The following is a 16,497-nucleotide window of genomic DNA, read 5'->3' as shown; positions in this document are numbered from 1 at the left end:
GACGCTGCCGTACCTGCCCGAAGGAGCCGATGTGTCACTGACGGAAGCTAGCCATTCCCGACGCGGGGATGAGGCGTACGACGTCCTCATTGCCCATACCTATGGCTGTGCGTCGTGCCAAGCGAAGGCGCCCTGTCCCACCGCGGTCCTGCTCACGCGGGCATGGCGGGAGGCCCGCCGATGAAGACGGAATCGACGAACGTCATCACCTGCCACTGCTGAGACATGGACCCGAATGGCTCTGTACATGTCCAGGAGCAGCGTTTCTACAGCAGTTCGGGAGGCACTTCGGCGGCCGGCGCCGAGCTGTTGTTCACGACGATGGACAGCACCGCCCACCGCCCTGGAAGCGCTCCGCCGTCTGCGCCACCATCGGAGCCCGGGTGGCCGAGGACAAAAGCGCTGGCTACGGGGCCAGGCGATCGGTGGCGCAGCATCGACGCCGTCATGCGGGCCGCGGTGGCGTACTGCCTCTCGTTCGCGTCGACATCGACATCCCGGTGCGGCAGGTGCCTCCCGCAGTCGTGAACAACTGCTGTCGCGAGTCGGGCTCTGGCTCACTTTCCGTGAAGCGCATACGTTGAGTGACGGCTGACGTCCGCGGGGGCCTCTGGGAAGTTGCCTGAAAATGATCAGTGCCGATCTTGAGGTGGCCGACAGTTCGACGTCGTGGAAGAGGGATTGGTCCGGCTGGAAGCTCTGTTGTTCCCGTCGGTCGCGGACGTGACGGTGCTGTCGGTCGACGTGTGCGACGAGGCGGTACGCGTCGAGGCCCGCAGTACGACGATCGAGGCGGTGTGTCCAAGCTGTGGGTGCTCTTCGAGTCGAATACACAGCTCCTACCTGCGGTTTCCCGCCGATGTGCCCAGTGCGGGGCGGCGGGTGGTTCTGTGCCTGCGAGTCCGCAGGTTCTTCTGTCTGGACGCTGCGTGCGGGCGGGGGACGTTCGTCGAGCAGTTGCCGGGGCTGACCAGGAGATACAGCCGGTGGACCGAACGTCTGCGGCCGACCCTGGCCATGATCGGCCTCGCCCTCGCGGGCCGGGCCGGGGCCCGGATGGCGGGCGTGTTCGGAGTCTCCGTCAGCCGCAGTACGGTGCTGCGGCTGGTCGACATGCTGCCCGAGCCGGACGTGCCGGCACCGCGGGTGGTTGGCGTCGATGAGTACGCCACACGCAAGGGCCGCGTCTACGGCACTGTGCTGGTCGACTGCGAGACCCGTCGACCGGTGGACCTGCTGCCTGACCGGGAGGCGTCCAGCCTGGCCGAGTGGCTGGCGAAGCGGCCGGGCATCGAGGTGATCTGCCGGGACCGAGCTCCGTTCTTCGCCGAAGGCGCTTCTGCCGGGGCACCCCAGGCGATCCAGGTCGCTGACCGGTGGCATCTGTGGCACAACCTCAGCGAGGCCGCCGAGCGAGCTGTTGCCCGCCACCGCCAGTGCTTGCACGTCCTGGCGCCCGAACCGGTCGAGGAGGGATCCGACGAGCCCGCACCCTCGGTGGTGGACCCGGCCTCGCCCTGGAAGAGCGACCGGTTCGCCAACCGCATCCGGGCCCGACACGCCACGGTCCACGCGATGCTGGAAGCCGGCCACAGCCGCCGTTCCATCGGCCGCCAACTCCACATGACCCACCACACCGTCAAAAGCCTTGCCGATGCAGCCAGGCCAGAAGACCTCTTCACCGGTCAGTACCAGTTCAACCGAGCCTCCGCGCTGGACGAGTACAAGCCCTACCTCGACGACCGCTGGAACGAGGGCTGCACCAACGCCTGGAAGCTCTGGGAGGAGATCGTCCCGCGCGGTTACAAGGGCAGCTACGGCATCGTCAGCGCCTACATCAGGAAGAAACGCACGTCACCCCGGCCGGTCACCGCACAACCCCCGGCGCCCCGCCAGGTGGCCAGATGGATTCTCAGCCGCCCGGAAACGCTCACGGAGATCGAGCAGCTCCGGCTCAAGGCCGTGCTGGCCAACTGCCCCGAGCTTGATGCCCTCACCGGCCACGTCCGGTCCTTTGCGCAGATGCTCACCGAACGCCAAGGCGATCGACTCCCCGAGTGGCTCGACGCCGTCCGCCAGGACGACCTGCCCAGCCTCCACACCCTTGCCGCGGGCATCGACCGCGACCGCGAGGCTGTGATCGCCGGCCTCACCCTGCCCTGGAACTCCGGTGTCGTCGAAGGGCACGTCAACCGCATCAAGATGCTCAAGCGCCAGATGTTCGGCCGAGCCGGATTCAGCCTGCTACGCAAGCGCGTATTGCTGGCCACCTGATCAACTGCCTGACTCTCGATGATAGGAATTCCTTCACGGAACGATGATGTGGGGCGAGGCAAAGCGTGGACTCAGTAGTGGCGATCAGCTTGATCCGCATGGCCGCTGCAGACCTGTCGATGGCGCCCTGGCAGCGCCCCTCGGACGCCTATCTGGTCCAGTCGGGCCTGGACGCCTTGATGGCCGATGTCGAGGCTCCCTCGCTTCCCCTGCTGGCTGGGCTCGCGCGCGGTGAGTACCCCCAGGCCCGCGAGCTGTTCGGCCTTGTGCTGGAAGAATTGGGTCTACTCCCGCTGACCTCGAAAGATCTGGCCAAGGCGCGATGGATCGCGGCCCGTTGGTGGGCGGCCCAGATCGTGGCGCGCCGGCTCGATCCCATACAGGGAGCCAAGCTGATCTATCAGGAAGCTGCAGCCGAACTCGACTACCCCGATGCGCTGCAACCCATGGTCGATCTGGTGAGAAGAATCGACCTGCTGAACGACCAGCCTCTGGAACAGCAGCACATCGACGAGGTCACCTCCGCAGCGCAAAACTTTCTCGCCACAGACGCACCCCTAAACACGGGCCTTTGACCGGCGTCGCATGACCCACCGTGACCAGTTCACGGAAAATGAGCCAGAGCCGCGAGTCGTCGATAAAGCCACCCGAAGACCAAAGCACGATGCACCCTTCCCCCGGGACACAGTGGTCCGCACTACACCCCCTACGCCCGCCAGTCGTGGGACCGCCCCGGAACCACCTGGCGCTGACTCCCGCTCGCAGCTGACGATTGCACCGACCAGCTGCGGGCGGGGCACGCCCGTACCCGAGGCGGACGGTGGCCGAGGTGCGGGCGGGACAACTTTCACACGGAAGCGATGACTGGCATGGAGAAGACGGACCAGGTCCTCAAGCGGCGAGGCCGAGATGGAGCCAGGCCCGATTTGGCACGCCGTCGTTCCGCCGGGTGTCGCCGGGGCCCGCACCCTCTGGGGTGGCGCGGGCCCCGGTGTGAGGGGCAGCAGCCCAGGTCGTCCTGTCACAGACCGCGGGCTGCACCTTCTCTGTCTACGGGCCCGGTGGCACCCCGGCGACCTGCAAAGAGCAGCGTGACTACGGCTGTCACCCGTCCGGGCGGTCGCGCGGCCATCGGCGAACCGGGCCGCCGTACCGCGTCGTCATCGGGGGCATGCGTATCGACGAGCAGCACATCACCGAGTCGGGCCTCGTGGTCCTGGACGTCACCGCCGCCGACGAGGACACCATCCGTGCGGTGATGGACAGCCTGCAGCAGTGGTGGGCCACCTCCGGGATCACTCCGGTATGGCGGGCTCCAGGAGAGGCGGGGGTGAGGGCGCGGGTGCACGCGGACATCCGACGCCGTCACCTCGGAGTAGATGCCGCCGGCCGATGCCGGGCGTCGGGGAGGCGGCTACGCGCGGTCTCAGCGCATCGTTCCTCTTTCGCCGTCGACCCAGGCGCGGTGTCCGGCGCGGGCCACACCCAGGCCGACGCCGCCCCACAGCCTGGGCTGGGCCACACGCTCGCCGCCTAGGTCCCAGCCTGGCGCATGACGGCCCCGAAACTGCGAGCGTGTTCGCGGTGGCCCTCACCAGCTACTGGGCCTGGCACCACGCACGCGGCCCCGGCGGCGCACCGGGCGTGTCCCGGGGGCGGGGGCGGAGTCGGGCGCGGGGGCGAGACGGAGGGCGCCGAGCTCGCGTGCGCGGCGTCGGCCTCTGGGGTTAGAGGTCGTGGTCAGTGCCACCGAGGCGGGAGGGCCAAGGTGACCTCTCCTGCGCTCGTCTTGAGGGTGAGGGTGGTCTCGCCCCGGCCGACCGCGCGGTCGATCTTCTTGATCTCTGCCCAGGTGAAGCCCAGGCGGCGGTACTTGTTCCGCTGCTTGGGCCGTATGTGCTTGATGTCTTCCTTCGACACCGTGGTCATTCCCGGGTGCCAGGCCCTGGCCGGGCCGCTAGTCATCTTTGGCATACCGAGTCTCCTTCACCCACGCCGGCGGCGCGTTGTCGGCGTACTGCTCCCGATCCCGGGATCTGAGCGGAGCGCTCGACGGGGGAATGAGCGCCCTGGCCGTTGGTTGTGGCACGGCCTGGACCACCTTGTGCTGTGGTTTGAGAGGCCGGCGGCCGGCGGACGACCGTGGATGGCGCAGGAACTCGGGAACCTCACCTGCCGTGATGCGGGCGGCAAGCTCTCGGGCTGCTTCCTTGGCCGCGGCTTTGCGTGCCTTCTTGGCCGCGCGGGACTCCTTCGGCATGGGGTCAGGGTAGGGCGGCCGTGGCCGGGGCGGTATGGGGCCCGCAGCCGTGCCTCTGTCGCGAAGTGCTCTTGTGCGTGCCGGAGTTGTGGGTCACGTTGGGCGAGTAGTGACGGGTCAGGGGCACGGCGTGGTGCCAGGGTGGGGGATCGGCTCTTGTCGAACGGGCGTGTGCGGCTCAGTGGCGGGACAGCTTGGCAGACCGATTTCCGGCGCCGGACGACAGGTCGTCCGAGCCTGAGCGCGATGGACATCGCGACGATCGATCGCCCTGGAGGATCACATCGGGACTTACCAGACAGAACTCCCTCCAGCGAGGCGGGGAGTTAGCGGTCGAAGCCCGTCGGCGAGGCCGCCCGCGCGAATTCCGCAGGGGGCAGCCCGCCACCAGGAGGAACAGATCGGTACCAAGTTTGAGGAACCTGCTCTTATCGCCCTCTCAGTGCCCGGTTTCCGCTTCTCCAGTTGCTGGTCGCGCTTGTATGCCGTGAGGTCGGCGCGGATCTGGTCGAGCTGGGCAAGGGCTGTCTTCTCGGTCCTGGTTCTGGCTCTTCAGCGAATCGATCTGCTGTTCCAGTAGTTCGTCTCAGGAAACATGTCATTTCCCCGGGGCAGGCCAAGGTCTCTGGCCTGCCCCGGGGTGCGACTATTTCTGATCCTGGGCCTTTGCGAAGTCCGCGGTCAGTCGAGTTCCATGGGCCCGAAGTGGGCGACTGCCGCTCCAGTCTGCAAGGCCCAGTAGCGGTCTCCGTATGACCAGTGCCACCACTCTGTGGGGTAGTTGACCAGGCCACCAGCGGTAAGTGCCGTACCCAAGATGTCTCGGTTGGAGCGGGCCTGGTCGCTGATGTTGTCGGCCTGGGTGTAACAGGCGCCCGCACTCTCTTCCGGAGTCGCATCCATGTGGGTGCCCATGTCGAGTTCACAGCCGTCGGCGTCTCCGAGCGTCAAGTCAACGGCTGCGCCGGCGCTGTGGGGTGCGATCTCAGGCGGGGACACGTAGCGGCTGGCTGCCGAGCGGACCTGCTCAGCAGACCATTCCGGGTGATCGGCCCGCAGCTGCGTTGCGTATTCGTCGAAGTAGCGGCGTTGAAGGGACGGCGGGCGATACCCCTCGACGAACAGCAGCCGCATCCCTTGAGGCAGCTGCGCCTGAGCCTTGAGGAGCCGATCGAGCACTCCTTCCCGTAGGTGGGCGAAGGCGCCGGCGGAGTCCTGCCACTCCCGCTCATCAACCAGAAGAGAGTTGTCCCGTCGCACATCGACGAGCCGTTCACCACACTCCTGAACAGGCACGGCTGCAACCCTCGGGTCGGACATCAAGACGATCTCGGTCATGGCGCGATTATCTCGTGACCTTGTGCCTTCAGAGCTCTCTTCCCGTCACTCACCGAGGAAGGACTCTCGGATGAGTGCCCGTTTCCGACGTCGGGTTATTGACCTTGAGAGCCGGTCGGGTTCTGCTCAGCGCCCCGTGCCCCGCCCCTCCCCTGAGCAAGGTGGGCGGGGCACGGGGCGCGATGCACTCCTCGCGGGTTCGGAGCGGGGGAGGCGGGCAGGACGCGGCGAAGGGCGGCGGCCCGTGGCAAGGGGGCCGCCTTTGGGTTGCGGCGGTGTCGCTCAGGCGGCGCGGCGGGTATTGCGGCGGCGTACCGCGACGGCGGTGCCGCCACCGGCGACGATCAGCGCGGCGGCCACGCCGGCAATCGCCGCGGTGTTGTCGTTCGTGCCGGTCTCGGCGAGGTCGGAGCCCTTGTCCGCGGCTGGCCGGGCGCTGTTGTTCTTCATGGTCCTGTCGATCCAGCCCGCGTAGGCGGGCGCGCTGGTGTAGAGGCCGGGGCCCTGCGAGCACGGCACACCCGGGGTGCCGGGCCCCGAGGTGACGCCGATCAGTTCCCAGCGGCCGTCCCGGCCCTTTTGGACCTGCGGTCCGCCGGAGTCCCCGAAGCACGCCATGGCCTTGGGCACGGTGGTGATCGTGCACAGCCGGGTCCGGTCCGCGTAGCCGGGCGCGCACTCGGACTCGGCGCCCCTGCGGGTGTTCAGCTCCTGCAGCCGGTCCGGGAACTTGAAATCGGTGTCGACGGTGGTGCCGAAGCCCAGGAGCCGGGTCGGCGTGCCGGGCCGTCCTGCCTGCTCGGCGATCTTGATGGGTTGCTGGGCGACCGGGCGCTCCAGGCGTATCAGCGCGATGTCGTTCTTGTTGGCGGCCTTGTTGTCGCCGTTCACATAGCCGGGATGGACGAAGGTCCGGTCGATCTTCCGGACCGTGCCGCCGGACTTGCGGTGGTCGCTGCCGACCCGCACGATGCCGTCCAGCTTGATGCCCTCGACCTTCAGGCAGTGAGCCGCCGTCAGCACCCACTGCCGATCGATCAGCGACGCCCCACAGTTCCCGTCGATCAGACCCTGGTCCGGGGCCGACTCCGGGATGGTCGCCATGAACGGGTAGCTCTCGGTGGAGTCCGACCCGTTGACGATGGCTCCGGCGCTGCCGGCCATGACAGTGACGCATACCGCGGCCGCTAGAGCGCCGACTGCAGCGATGCGGGCGGTACGGCGGCGCGGCGACTTGAAGCTGAACACAGAGAGTTCCCTTGTGCTTGGTGGATCCGTATGCATTCAGCCTCGTTGTCCGAAACCTGCCGCACCATCCGGGCAACGGGTCGGTCGATGGTATGGCCAGCCCCCCCTCTGCACTGAGGAAACCTCGGGGGCCGGAGTGTGGCTGCCCCATGGGCGGGATCCGTCACGTCAGGCGGCTGGGGTAATCCGTCGTCTGCCGTCGCACCCCGAAGGTTCTGTCTGAGCTCCGTCACCTTCGGCAGCTTAGAAGTCGTTTCACTTGGTGAGTCGGCGGTGGCAGATGAGGGTTGCGGCTATGCCGACGAAGGCGAGGAAGTGCTCGGGCTTGCGTTCATATCGACGGTGCAGGCGTCGGCAGCCGGCGAGCCAGGACACCGTTCGCTCGACGACCCAGCGGTGGCAGCCGAGCCGGGTGGAAGACTCGATGCCCTTGCGGGCGATCCGGTGGCGGATGCCGCGTTTGCGGAGCCATCGACGCAGGTGGTCGTAGTCGTAGCCCTTGTCCGCGTGCAGCTTGGCCGGTCGCCTGCGGCGGGGTCCGCGGCGGGACCGGATGGGAGGGATCCCGCGCACGAGCGGTTCCAGGCCCTGACTGTCGTGCATGTTGGCACCGGAGATGCCCAGCGACAGCGGCAGCCCGCTCCGGTCGGTGACCAGGTGGATCTTCGATCCCAACTTGCCACGGTCGGCCGGATTCGGTCCCGTCAGCAACCCCCTTTTGCCGCCCGGACGCTGACGGAGTCGATCGCGCACCGCGACCAGTCCAGCTCGCCCCGGGCGCCGAGTTCGTCCAGGACGACGCGGTGGAGCCGGGCCCAGACCCGGTCCCGGCTCCACTGAGCGAACCTCCGGTAGACGGTCTGCCAGGCCGGGCCGAAAACCGGCGGCAGTTGCCGCCACGTGCAACCCGAGGTGGCCACGAAGATGACCGCAGCCAGAACCTCACGGTCACCGGCCCGACGTCGGCCCCCGCCCTGCGGACGCTTCACTTCAGTGGGCGGCACCACTCGCCGGAACAGCACCCACAACTCATCCGGCGCCAACCGCTCAACCAGATCCTTCATGCACGGTTCAACGAGCGACAACCCCATAAGAAACGACGTCTAAGGCCGACGATCGCAGCGGCTACTACATCGAGCACGCCTGGGACGACATCGACGTCGGCCTCGACGGGCAGAACGGCATCAGGATCATCGTCGACGGAAGCGGCACATTCGTCACCGCGATGCCGAAGTTCATCTTCTGACGCCAAGTCATCTCAGCACACCCCTTCCGCACCCGGAAGTTTCATACCCTGAAGAGTGTGTGATGCCCGTCTGACTCCAGACGGGCATCACACACTCTGTCCGCAGGCCAGCCCGAAACCTTCGACAGTAAGGCCGACGATGATTGCAATTGACTTCCTGCCACGCCCCGATGACAAGTCGTGGCACTCCCTCGAGAAATTCGGCAAGACCCCGCAAGAGCTGACCGAAGACGACTTCACCTTCCGGCACTTCATGGTCGATGTCGTCATTCACGATCGCCATGCGGGTGATATCCCGCTGGTGGCACCGGGCCTCCCGGTCGTCGATTTCCTTCTCATGCTGGTGCAGATGAGACGAGAAGTCCTGGAAGCCGGCGAATCGACCGTCGAGACTTCGCAGACTCAGGACACTATCCATGCGGTACGGCGGGGCGACACCGTGCGACTGCACTACAGCTTCTCCGAAACGGTCTCGGACATGCCAATGGGTGAGTTCCTAGAGATCCCGCGCGCCGGATTCCATGCCGCCCTGAAGGTGCTGCATTCCGCCGACGAGGAACTGCGCTCCAATCGCTATCTCGAAAGCCTGACCTCCATCTTCGAGGGTTCATGACCAATCCGGCCAGGGCCCGTCGGAAATCAACTGATTACTTCCGGGGATTTGGTTCGTTGATGTGGTATGGGACGTTTTGACGAGTTGATCGGTTCGTTGCGGGCGAAGCTGGAGGCGGTGACGCCGCATCTGAACGAGCGGCAGCGCCGGTTGCTGTACGCGGCTGAAGCGCGGCAGCTCGGCCATGGAGGGATCACCGCTGTGGCGCGGGCGGCCGGTGTCTCGAAGGGCCGCGTGGGCACGGGCGAGGGCTTCTTCGGGGTTGGGCTGTTCTTCCGGGGTGCTCATGCGACTCCTCCTGTGGTCCGGCCCTGTGGGTGCTGGGTGCCGGGCGGCTGGGTGTGCGGCGGCGGGGCCGCCGCCGGGGCGGGCTGCGGTCGGGGGCCGTGGGCGAGGGCGCGCTCGCGGATGCCTTCCTGGAGCTTGGCGGCGGCGGCTTCGAGCGTCCGGTGGGTCTGCTCCACCGTGTCGACGCCGGTCTCCTGCTCCAGGAGGCGGCCGGCCTTTCGGTCCGAGTGGAACGGCCGCGGGCGCGACCTCGAGGCGGCGGGCACGGCGACGGGGCGCGGCCGGGAGCGGGAGCCCAGGCGGTCCGCGCGGCGCACCGCCTGGACCCGGGCGGCCAGCGCGCCGGCGGCGAGGCGGGCCCGCTCGTACGGGGAGGCGGACCGTTTGCGGGTCAGCGGGCGCAGCACGGCCTGGTCCTCGGTGTCGCGTGGGTACAGGGCGCGGAGGTCGGCGGTCATCATGCGGCTGCCGACGGGGCGGGTGTAGTTGTCGATGACGGTCTGCACGATGTGTTCGTCCAGGCCGGGCTGGTGGGGTCGGCCGCCCAGGGCGTAGGTGAGGTGGCGGCGGGCTTCGGCGAGCAGGTGGTGGCGCTTGAACGCGCCGCGCATCACGTACACCACGGCGACGACGTCGACGGCGGCCAGGGCGACGTCGACCATCGGCCGGACCCGCGCCCACACTGCCGCGGCCGCCGCTCGCGCCCGCTCCGCCAGTCGGTTGACGACGTCGGCACCGTAGGCCCGGATCGCAGAGTCCCGCCATCGCTCGCGCAACTCGGTCAGCGACAGCAGCTCCGTACGCTTCGGCGGGCGCGTCTGGTCGGCGGCCTGGCAGCCCAGCGCGTAGGCGGCCCGCTCACCCGGCGGGTGCCCCTGCTTCTCCTCGTACTTGGCCGTGAGGACAGACAGCGCGTCCGCGATCTGCTGACGGCGGGTGGACTGCCAGCCGATGAGCCGCTGGTCGATGCCCGCGATCTCCATGACCGGACGTCGGCCGGGTGTCACCTCACGGGGCTCCCACGCCCATCCGAGCCGGGCAGACACCTCCTCCATGAAGTAGAGGGTGTAGAAGGTGCCGGCGGCGACGATGTGCTCCAGCATCGAGTCCGCCGACAGGTTCCCCCCACGTTCCCTTGGCGTCCGGCCGCCGGGCGCGGATCGACACCACCGCATGGTCATGGAGGAGCGGCTTCGAGTCGACTGCTCTCGACTCGTAGTGCCGGAACACCGCGACGATCAACCCGTCCCGGATCGGCTCGCGGTGCTTGCCGCCGCTCCCCCAGCGGATCTGTGCGGCCGACCCCTCCATCCACGCCAGCGTCTTGTCCCGGGCGATGTCATGGCACAGCTCCAGCACCAGGCGGTGGTCATCATCACCCAGCGCCCAGGCGATCTGTGCCGTCGGCGGAGCCCGGAACGTCAGGTCCATGGCCAGCCAGGGCGACCGCTCCTTCGCCTTCTCGGTCTCCGGCGACTTGTTGTGCTCGATGGGCCTGCCCAGCACCGTCGCCCGCCGCGCCTTCTCTTGCCCTCCTGAAGGAGCTCGCGCTCGATCCGGTCGGCGTCCGGGTGCCGGCCCTCCCCAAGGAGCAGTTCGGCCTGCCGCTCGGTCACCACGTCCCCGACCGTCAAGCCGACCGCGGCTAGGACCTGTCGTCAAACTTTGCGAGCGGTGCAAGGAAGACCGCCGAATCTGCCTAGCATTCGGCCGCTGTCCTGCTTGCCGACAGGCGAGGGGTTTGGGCCCGATGTACGGGAGACTGTGGAGGTGACAGCTGCCAACTCACTCGCAACCGCCGCAGAGATTCGCGCCCACCTCATTGACCAGTTCAACAGAGCACTGTGCTCCCCCAGCGGGTTCGGGGGCGAGATCGCCCTGCACCTTCTGATCAATCACCTGCTGTTCATCGAACGTCAGCCCGAGGCCTTCGCCCAGCAACGGCGCGCATGGGAGGACAGCGGGGCCTTCACGGCCACAGGTGTGACCGGGGCCTTCAGGGAGTTGATTCCCGGGCGCAACTATGAGGAGGGCATGGCCTCGGTATTTGCGGAGTTCGCACAGCGACGCGGCTGGTTGAAGTCGGAACGGCTCCTGACGGCCGAGGCGTACGAGGCCCTCAAAGGGTCTGTTCGGCAGTGGGCCGGAAAGGACCGCACGTGGCCTGACGTGACTGCCGCGTTCGGTGCTCCCTCCGTGCTGTTCGGAGGGGACAACCCCCTGTACGGGAAGTCGCTTGGCTATCTTAGCGAGGACATGGAGCAGCCGATGGTGGTCTTCCACTTGTGGAACGGCTGCGCTCCAGGAACCAATACCTGGCCACCCGAGCACGAGCAGCCGCTGCTTCTTGCGGTGCGATTTGGTGGAGGCCTGTTCCGTCAGTCCTTCACCTTCACCCCAGAGGGAGAGCGAAGGATGCCGGGGCCAGACCACCACCACCCGACGTAAGGAAATGATCTTGTTTGGTAGATCATGGTCGGGTGATACGTCGCCATGAACTGTCGGATGCCGAGTGGGAGTTTGTCCGTCCTCTGTTGCCTCGATCGGAGCGAGGGCGGAAGCGGCTGGACGACAGGATAGTCCTCAACGGGATCGTCTGGGAGTTCCGGACGGGCACGGCCTGGCGGGACGTGCCGGAGCGGTACGGATCCTGGGCCACACTGCACACCCGCTTCCGCCGATGGGCCAGGGATGGCACCTTCGAGCGGATGCTCCGGGAAGCCCAGGCCCGGGCGGACGCGGCCGGTGAGGTCGACTGGCTGGTGTCGGTCGACTCCACAATCGTCCGAGCCCACCAGCACGCGGCCGGGGCCCGAAAAGGTGCCCCTATGTCTTTGGTCAAGCTGGTCGGGTGTTGGTTCGGGGCGTCTGGAACGATGCGTCCGTGCATGCTGATGATCAGGTTGGCGAGGGTGTCCCCGCGGAGCTCGCGGCGTTCCTGCGGGGTGCGGTCGATGGCCGTCCGGTGAAAATCGCTCCTTCCGTCTGCGAGGGGTGCGGCGGTCGTGTGTTCTTCGTGCTGGTCAACGCGTCAGGGGCGGAACGGGAGTGTTCGGGCTGCGGCAGCCGTGCGTTCATCGCGGATAGCGAGGAGTACTGGAACGAGGAGTCCTGGGAAGACGACGAGTCCGGTGCTGCTGGCTGCCCGTGCGGGAGCGAGGAGTTCGAAGCTGCGGTCGCGTTCTCGCTCGGCGACGACGGCTCGGTCCGCTGGGTGACCGTGGGCCTGCGGTGCATCAAGGATGGTTTCTGCGGGGTCTATGCCGACTGGAAGATCGACTACGGACCAACGGATCACCTCCTGACCATGGTCTAGGTCTGCGGAGCGACGGCCCGAGCGGGCTGCGGTTCGTAGAAGGTTCCATCTCGGAGCATCGCGAAGAGGACGTCGGCCCGGCGCCTGGCGAGGCAGAGCAGGGCCTGGGTGTGGTGCTTGCCCTGGGCGATCTTCTTGTCGTAGTAGGCCCTCGAAGCCGGGTCGCCGAGTGCTGCGAATGCGGAGAGGAAGAAAGCCCGTTTGAGCTGCTTGTTTCCTCTCTTGGAAGGTTGTTCGCCGCGGATCGATGAGCCCGAGCTCCGGGTCTCCGGGGCGAGACCCGCATAGGCGGCGAGGTGGCCGGCGGTCGGGAAGGTTCTGCCGTCGCCGACACCTGGCTCCGGTCCTGACACCGACTCCCGGCATCGAGGTCAGGACCTTGGAAAGAGGGTGAGCCTCCAGAAGCTCCTCGATCCGCCCTGCCAAGAGCTTGCGCTGGTCGAGCACGGCCGTCAGTGAGGCGGCGAGGCTCGGGACGATCAGCGCGGCCGCCTCGGTCCCCGGGACGGTCACGGTCTGCTCGTCCAACGCGGCGAAGATCTCCTCGACCAGCCGCTCGGCTATCCTCGGCGCCTTCGGCCGCAGCAGCGTGACCAGCCGCCGCCTGCCGGCCTTGCGGATCTGGGCCGGGAACCCGAACCGTTCCAGCAGCGTGAGGACGGCCGGGTGCTGCAACCGCGGCCCCAGGACCCGTTCCAGCGAGGGATGGATCTGGGTCAGCAGGCCGTGCAGCCGGTTCGCGACCCTGGTGGCCTCGCCGGCCAGGTCGTCGTCGAACCCGACGATCATCTCCAGCTCGGCGATCGTCTCGTCCTCGCCGTCGATCGACCGCAGGGTGTGGGGCATCGCGCGGGCCGCGTCGGCGATGATGAACGCGTCCTTCGCGTCCGTCTTCGCCTCGCCCGGGTAGAGGTCGGCGATCCGCCGCATCGTCAGCCCCGGCAGATAGGCGACCGGGCAGCCCATGTCCCTCGCTACCGCCAGCGGCAGGGCCCCGATCGAGGCCGGCTGATCGACCACGACCAGCACCGTTCCGTGCTTGGCCTTCAGCTTGGCGAACAGCTCGCGGAGCTTGGGCTCGGTGTTGGGCAGGAGCTTGTCGAATGCCTTCTTGCCGGCCGGGGTGACGGCGGTGGCGTGGTGTTCGCCCTTGCCGACGTCCAGGCCGAGGAAGACGTCGATGTCACTCGTGTCGATCACGTGCAGGCCCCTCCATCACGCTTTCGTCCGGCCTTGCCAGGGCACCGAGCTGCCACATCCACGTTACGGAGAGCTCTTCCGGCTCGGGTGAAGCCGGTGCTCAAGCCCCTCATCAGCGGTCCGTCGATGCCTCCAGACCCGGTGACACCACCCCCCGGATCATCAACCGCAACAAGGGGGAAGTCATGCCGGACCCGAAGGCCGGAGGCTCCATTGCGGAGCCACGAAAACGGTAACGGGGCTCCGCATCCCGGCACTCGGCCGGTCCAGAGGCGGGCTGACCAGCAAGATCCACCTGGTCTGCGACGCCGTCGGCCGACCGCTCGCCTTTGTTCTCACCGGCGGGAACACCAACGACTGCACCCAGTTCACCGCCGTGATGGACACGATACGGGTGCCCCGCATCGGCCCTGGCCGCCCCCGCATGCGGCCCGATCACGTCCTGGGCGACAAGGGCTACAGCTCGAAGGCGATCAGGTCTTGGCTGCGGCGCCGGGCATCACGCACACCATCCCGGAACGGGCCGACCAGGTCCGCAATCGGGCCCGGCGCTGCAGCCTCGGCGGACGCCCGCTGGCCTTCGACCGCGAGATCTACAAGCAGCGCAACGTTGTGGAACGGTGCTTCAACCGCTTGAAGCAGTGGCGCGGCATCGCGACCCGCTACGACAAGACCGCCGAGTCCTACCAAGCCGCCGTAACCCTCGCACCGCTCCTGATGTGGCTTGATATTTGACGACACTACCTAGTAGTGCTTGGTCATGTGCGGTTTGTGATGGCGTGTCTTCTTGATCGGCTGTGTCGTTGACCGGATGTGCTGAGTGAGGAGTTGGCTGCGGTCCGGTGTGATCTGGAGGACTTCGCGGCGGAGATGTTCGAGCCGTTCGCGCGGGCGGATCAGCGTCGGTGGGGTGGGGTCTATCTGCGGGGCCTGTTGCTGGACGGCGGGCGCAAGTCGGTGGAGCCGATGGCCGCCCGCCTGGGCGAGGACGGGAACCGGCAGGCGCTGGCCCACTTCGTCACCTCCAGCCCGTGGGATGCGGCGCATGTGCGGGCCCGTCTGGCCTGGCGCATGCAGCCGGTCATCAAGCCCACCGCGCTGATCATCGATGACACCGGGTTCCTCAAGGACGGGGATGCGTCGGCGTGTGTGACCCGGCAGTACACCGGCACGGCGGGCAAGGTCACCAACTGCCAGGCCGGAGTCTCGCTGCACCTGGCTTCCAACGGCGCCTCGGCGGCGGTGAACTGGCGTCTGTTCCTGCCCGAGAGCTGGGATCCCGCCTCGCCGAAGGCCGATCAGGCCAAAGTGGTCCGTCGTGACAAGTGCGCCATCCCTGCCCAGGTGGGCCATGTCGAGAAGTGGCAGCTGGCCCTCGACATGATCGACGAGACGCGGTCCTGGGGCATCGAGGTGCCCCAGGTCATCGCCGACGGCGGCTACGGGGACACCGCCGCCTTCCGGCTCGGCCTGGAAGAACGCGGTCTCGACTACGTGGTGGGCATCTCGACCACGACCACCGCGCAACCCGAGGACGCACACCCGTGCACCCCGGCCTACCCCGGCCGGGGCCGACGGCCGGTTCCTGCCTACCCCGAGCCGGCCCAGAGGGTGAAGAGCCTGGTCATCGCGGCCGGTAAATCTTCCGCGCGGCCGGTGCAGTGGAGGGAGGGGTCGCGCCCGGGCAGTGGCCGCAGCGGGCACAAGCGCATGTACTCGCGCTTCGTGACCCTGCGGATCCGGCCCGCCGGACGTGAGATCCGCAAGGCTACGGCCGCCACCGAGCTTCCGGTCCGCTGGCTGCTGGCCGAATGGCCCGCCGACCAGGACGAGCCCGTGCAGTTCTGGCTCTCCAACCTGCCCGAGACCACCCCGCTGCCCGTCCTCGTGCGCACCGCGAAGCTCCGCTGGCGCATCGAGAACGACTACCGCGAGATGAAACAGACCCTGGGCCTGGCCCACTTCGAAGGCCGGACCTGGCCAGGCTGGCACCACCACGTCACCCTCGTCTCGGTCGCCCACGCCTTCTGCACCCTGCAGCGACTGAGCCGATCCCCAAAAGAGACGGCGTCGGCCTGAGCCTCTACCGAGTCGTTCGCGAGCTGCAGATACTCCTCGTGATCTGGACCGGCGCCTGCCCCACCTGTCACCGCGACATGCCAGACCCCGCACCAACATGACCAAGCATTACTAGAAGCTACGACGGACTGCCCTGTCAGCCGGGCGATGAGGACGGGCGGATCGTCGGGGCCAGCGGCGAGGGCGACGGCGAGGCTTCGAGCGGCGCGCGGAACGACCGATGGGTCTGTGGGCCGAAGCTGGGGAGAACCTCCGCCGGATGGTGCGATGTGCCGTCTTCGTGGCAGTAAGCCAGCTGGGGATGTACCGCCCCATGACAGCCGAGAGGCCGCTAAGCACCACCGCCGTGTCAATGGCACACCGCAGCCACGGACCCACGACCAGAAAGAACACCGCTCTCCCGCTCAACCATGCCTGACACGCTCTCACTGACACGAAGCCGACACATCGCACATGGAAGTTGCCCCGCGCGCGTCGCGTCCGCGTGCAGCAGATCGGCGTCGGTCGCGAGGGGGGTGGAACAGGCTTAGCAGCAATACCGTTCAGTTAGTGGGCTCGATGGTGATGTGGGGGCTGTGTTTGGGCTGGGGCCAGTGTGTGTGGTGGGAGCGTTTCGCGGCCCATTTCAGGACCTT

General features: G+C 67.6%; 13 protein-coding genes and 4 pseudogenes. 10 read left to right on the top strand and 7 right to left on the bottom strand.

What is annotated here, in order from left to right; all coding sequences use genetic code 11:
- The first annotated feature begins 669 nt into the window (after positions 1–669).
- The 3 genes from IEZ15_RS41590 (at position 670) to IEZ15_RS46010 (ending at position 3,811) form a co-directional block, all read left to right on the top strand.
- On the top strand, positions 670–2,274 hold the full coding sequence (locus tag IEZ15_RS41590; protein WP_229846510.1) for an ISL3 family transposase: 1,605 nt from the start codon (positions 670–672) through the stop codon (positions 2,272–2,274).
- Positions 2,275–2,372: 98 nt separating this feature from the next.
- Positions 2,373–2,849, top strand: a complete 477-nt coding sequence (locus tag IEZ15_RS41585; protein WP_229846509.1) for a hypothetical protein — start codon at positions 2,373–2,375, stop codon at positions 2,847–2,849.
- Between the two features lie 596 nt (positions 2,850–3,445).
- A complete protein-coding gene (locus tag IEZ15_RS46010; protein WP_229846508.1) occupies positions 3,446–3,811 on the top strand; it encodes a DUF6207 family protein in 366 nt (121 codons plus the stop codon).
- Between the two features lie 203 nt (positions 3,812–4,014).
- Here the strand turns inward: IEZ15_RS46010 and IEZ15_RS41575 are convergent, their stop codons facing one another.
- The 5 genes from IEZ15_RS41575 to IEZ15_RS46630 form a co-directional block, all read right to left on the bottom strand.
- Positions 4,015–4,248, bottom strand: a complete 234-nt coding sequence (locus IEZ15_RS41575; RefSeq protein WP_189282158.1) for a hypothetical protein — start codon at positions 4,246–4,248, stop codon at positions 4,015–4,017.
- A 967-nt stretch (positions 4,249–5,215) separates the two neighbouring features.
- A complete protein-coding gene (locus IEZ15_RS41570) occupies positions 5,216–5,872 on the bottom strand; it encodes a M15 family metallopeptidase (protein WP_189282157.1) in 657 nt (218 codons plus the stop codon).
- 282 nt (positions 5,873–6,154) lie between these two features.
- Positions 6,155–7,120 (bottom strand): S1 family peptidase, encoded by a 966-nt coding sequence (locus tag IEZ15_RS41565; protein ID WP_308427509.1) that lies wholly within the window; start codon positions 7,118–7,120, stop codon positions 6,155–6,157.
- Positions 7,121–7,375: 255 nt separating this feature from the next.
- Positions 7,376–8,184, bottom strand: a protein-coding gene (locus tag IEZ15_RS41560) for an IS5 family transposase (RefSeq protein WP_189282155.1) whose coding sequence is annotated in 2 segments (ribosomal slippage) — positions 7,376–7,830 and positions 7,830–8,184 — 810 coding nt in all. Because the reading frame shifts where the segments join, the coding sequence is not laid out codon by codon here.
- A 64-nt stretch (positions 8,185–8,248) separates the two neighbouring features.
- The gene (locus IEZ15_RS46630; RefSeq protein WP_268250507.1) at positions 8,249–8,377 is read right to left on the bottom strand and encodes a hypothetical protein; all 129 of its coding nucleotides are present in this window, start codon (positions 8,375–8,377) and stop codon (positions 8,249–8,251) included.
- A gap of 128 nt (positions 8,378–8,505) precedes the next feature.
- Between IEZ15_RS46630 and IEZ15_RS41555 the strand changes: the two genes are divergently transcribed.
- The gene (locus IEZ15_RS41555) at positions 8,506–8,979 is read left to right on the top strand and encodes a hypothetical protein (RefSeq protein ID WP_189282154.1); all 474 of its coding nucleotides are present in this window, start codon (positions 8,506–8,508) and stop codon (positions 8,977–8,979) included.
- Positions 8,980–9,045: 66 nt separating this feature from the next.
- Positions 9,046–9,225, top strand: a pseudogene (locus IEZ15_RS41550) (ISAzo13 family transposase); the annotation flags it as partial.
- Between the two features lie 38 nt (positions 9,226–9,263).
- Here IEZ15_RS41550 and mobF read toward each other — a convergent pair.
- Positions 9,264–10,916, bottom strand: a pseudogene (gene mobF / locus IEZ15_RS41545) (MobF family relaxase); the annotation flags it as partial.
- A 121-nt stretch (positions 10,917–11,037) separates the two neighbouring features.
- Between mobF and IEZ15_RS41540 the strand changes: the two are divergent.
- From IEZ15_RS41540 to IEZ15_RS41530, 3 genes are read left to right on the top strand one after another with little or no spacing between them, the layout of a single operon-like run.
- Positions 11,038–11,715, top strand: a complete 678-nt coding sequence (locus IEZ15_RS41540) for a hypothetical protein (protein ID WP_189282153.1) — start codon at positions 11,038–11,040, stop codon at positions 11,713–11,715.
- A gap of 32 nt (positions 11,716–11,747) precedes the next feature.
- A complete protein-coding gene (locus tag IEZ15_RS41535; protein WP_189282152.1) occupies positions 11,748–12,236 on the top strand; it encodes an IS5 family transposase in 489 nt (162 codons plus the stop codon).
- A gap of 38 nt (positions 12,237–12,274) precedes the next feature.
- Entirely contained in the window at positions 12,275–12,583 is a 309-nt protein-coding gene (locus tag IEZ15_RS41530) for a hypothetical protein (RefSeq protein ID WP_189282151.1), read from the top strand.
- Here the strand turns inward: IEZ15_RS41530 and IEZ15_RS41525 are convergent.
- Positions 12,580–13,783: pseudogene (locus IEZ15_RS41525) on the bottom strand (IS110 family RNA-guided transposase). The gene IEZ15_RS41530 and the pseudogene IEZ15_RS41525 sit on opposite strands and share 4 nt — an antisense overlap.
- Positions 13,784–14,036: 253 nt before the next feature.
- Between IEZ15_RS41525 and IEZ15_RS46005 the strand changes: the two are divergent.
- Positions 14,037–14,518, top strand: a pseudogene (locus IEZ15_RS46005) (IS5 family transposase); the annotation flags it as partial.
- A gap of 78 nt (positions 14,519–14,596) precedes the next feature.
- Positions 14,597–15,862 (top strand): IS701 family transposase, encoded by a 1,266-nt coding sequence (locus tag IEZ15_RS41510; protein ID WP_373302754.1) that lies wholly within the window; start codon positions 14,597–14,599, stop codon positions 15,860–15,862.
- Positions 15,863–16,497 lie beyond the last annotated feature (635 nt).

It is taken from the genome of Streptomyces atratus (assembly GCF_014648655.1).
Lineage (GTDB): Bacteria > Actinomycetota > Actinomycetes > Streptomycetales > Streptomycetaceae > Streptomyces > Streptomyces atratus.
The sequence above is the reverse complement of the archived record's forward strand: the minus strand, read 5'-3'. Positions and strand labels throughout refer to the sequence as shown.

What these genes read in the sequence shown, in the direction of transcription:
- IEZ15_RS41585 (WP_229846509.1), top strand. Translation starts at nt 2,373, where the DNA reads ATGGCCGCTGCAGACCTGTCGATGGCGCCCTGGCAGCGCCCCTCGGAC.
- IEZ15_RS46010 (WP_229846508.1), top strand. Translation starts at nt 3,446, where the DNA reads ATGCGTATCGACGAGCAGCACATCACCGAGTCGGGCCTCGTGGTCCTG.
- IEZ15_RS41575 (WP_189282158.1), bottom strand. Translation starts at nt 4,248, where the DNA reads ATGCCAAAGATGACTAGCGGCCCGGCCAGGGCCTGGCACCCGGGAATG.
- IEZ15_RS41570 (WP_189282157.1), bottom strand. Translation starts at nt 5,872, where the DNA reads ATGACCGAGATCGTCTTGATGTCCGACCCGAGGGTTGCAGCCGTGCCT.
- IEZ15_RS46630 (WP_268250507.1), bottom strand. Translation starts at nt 8,377, where the DNA reads ATGACTTGGCGTCAGAAGATGAACTTCGGCATCGCGGTGACGAATGTG.
- IEZ15_RS41555 (WP_189282154.1), top strand. Translation starts at nt 8,506, where the DNA reads ATGATTGCAATTGACTTCCTGCCACGCCCCGATGACAAGTCGTGGCAC.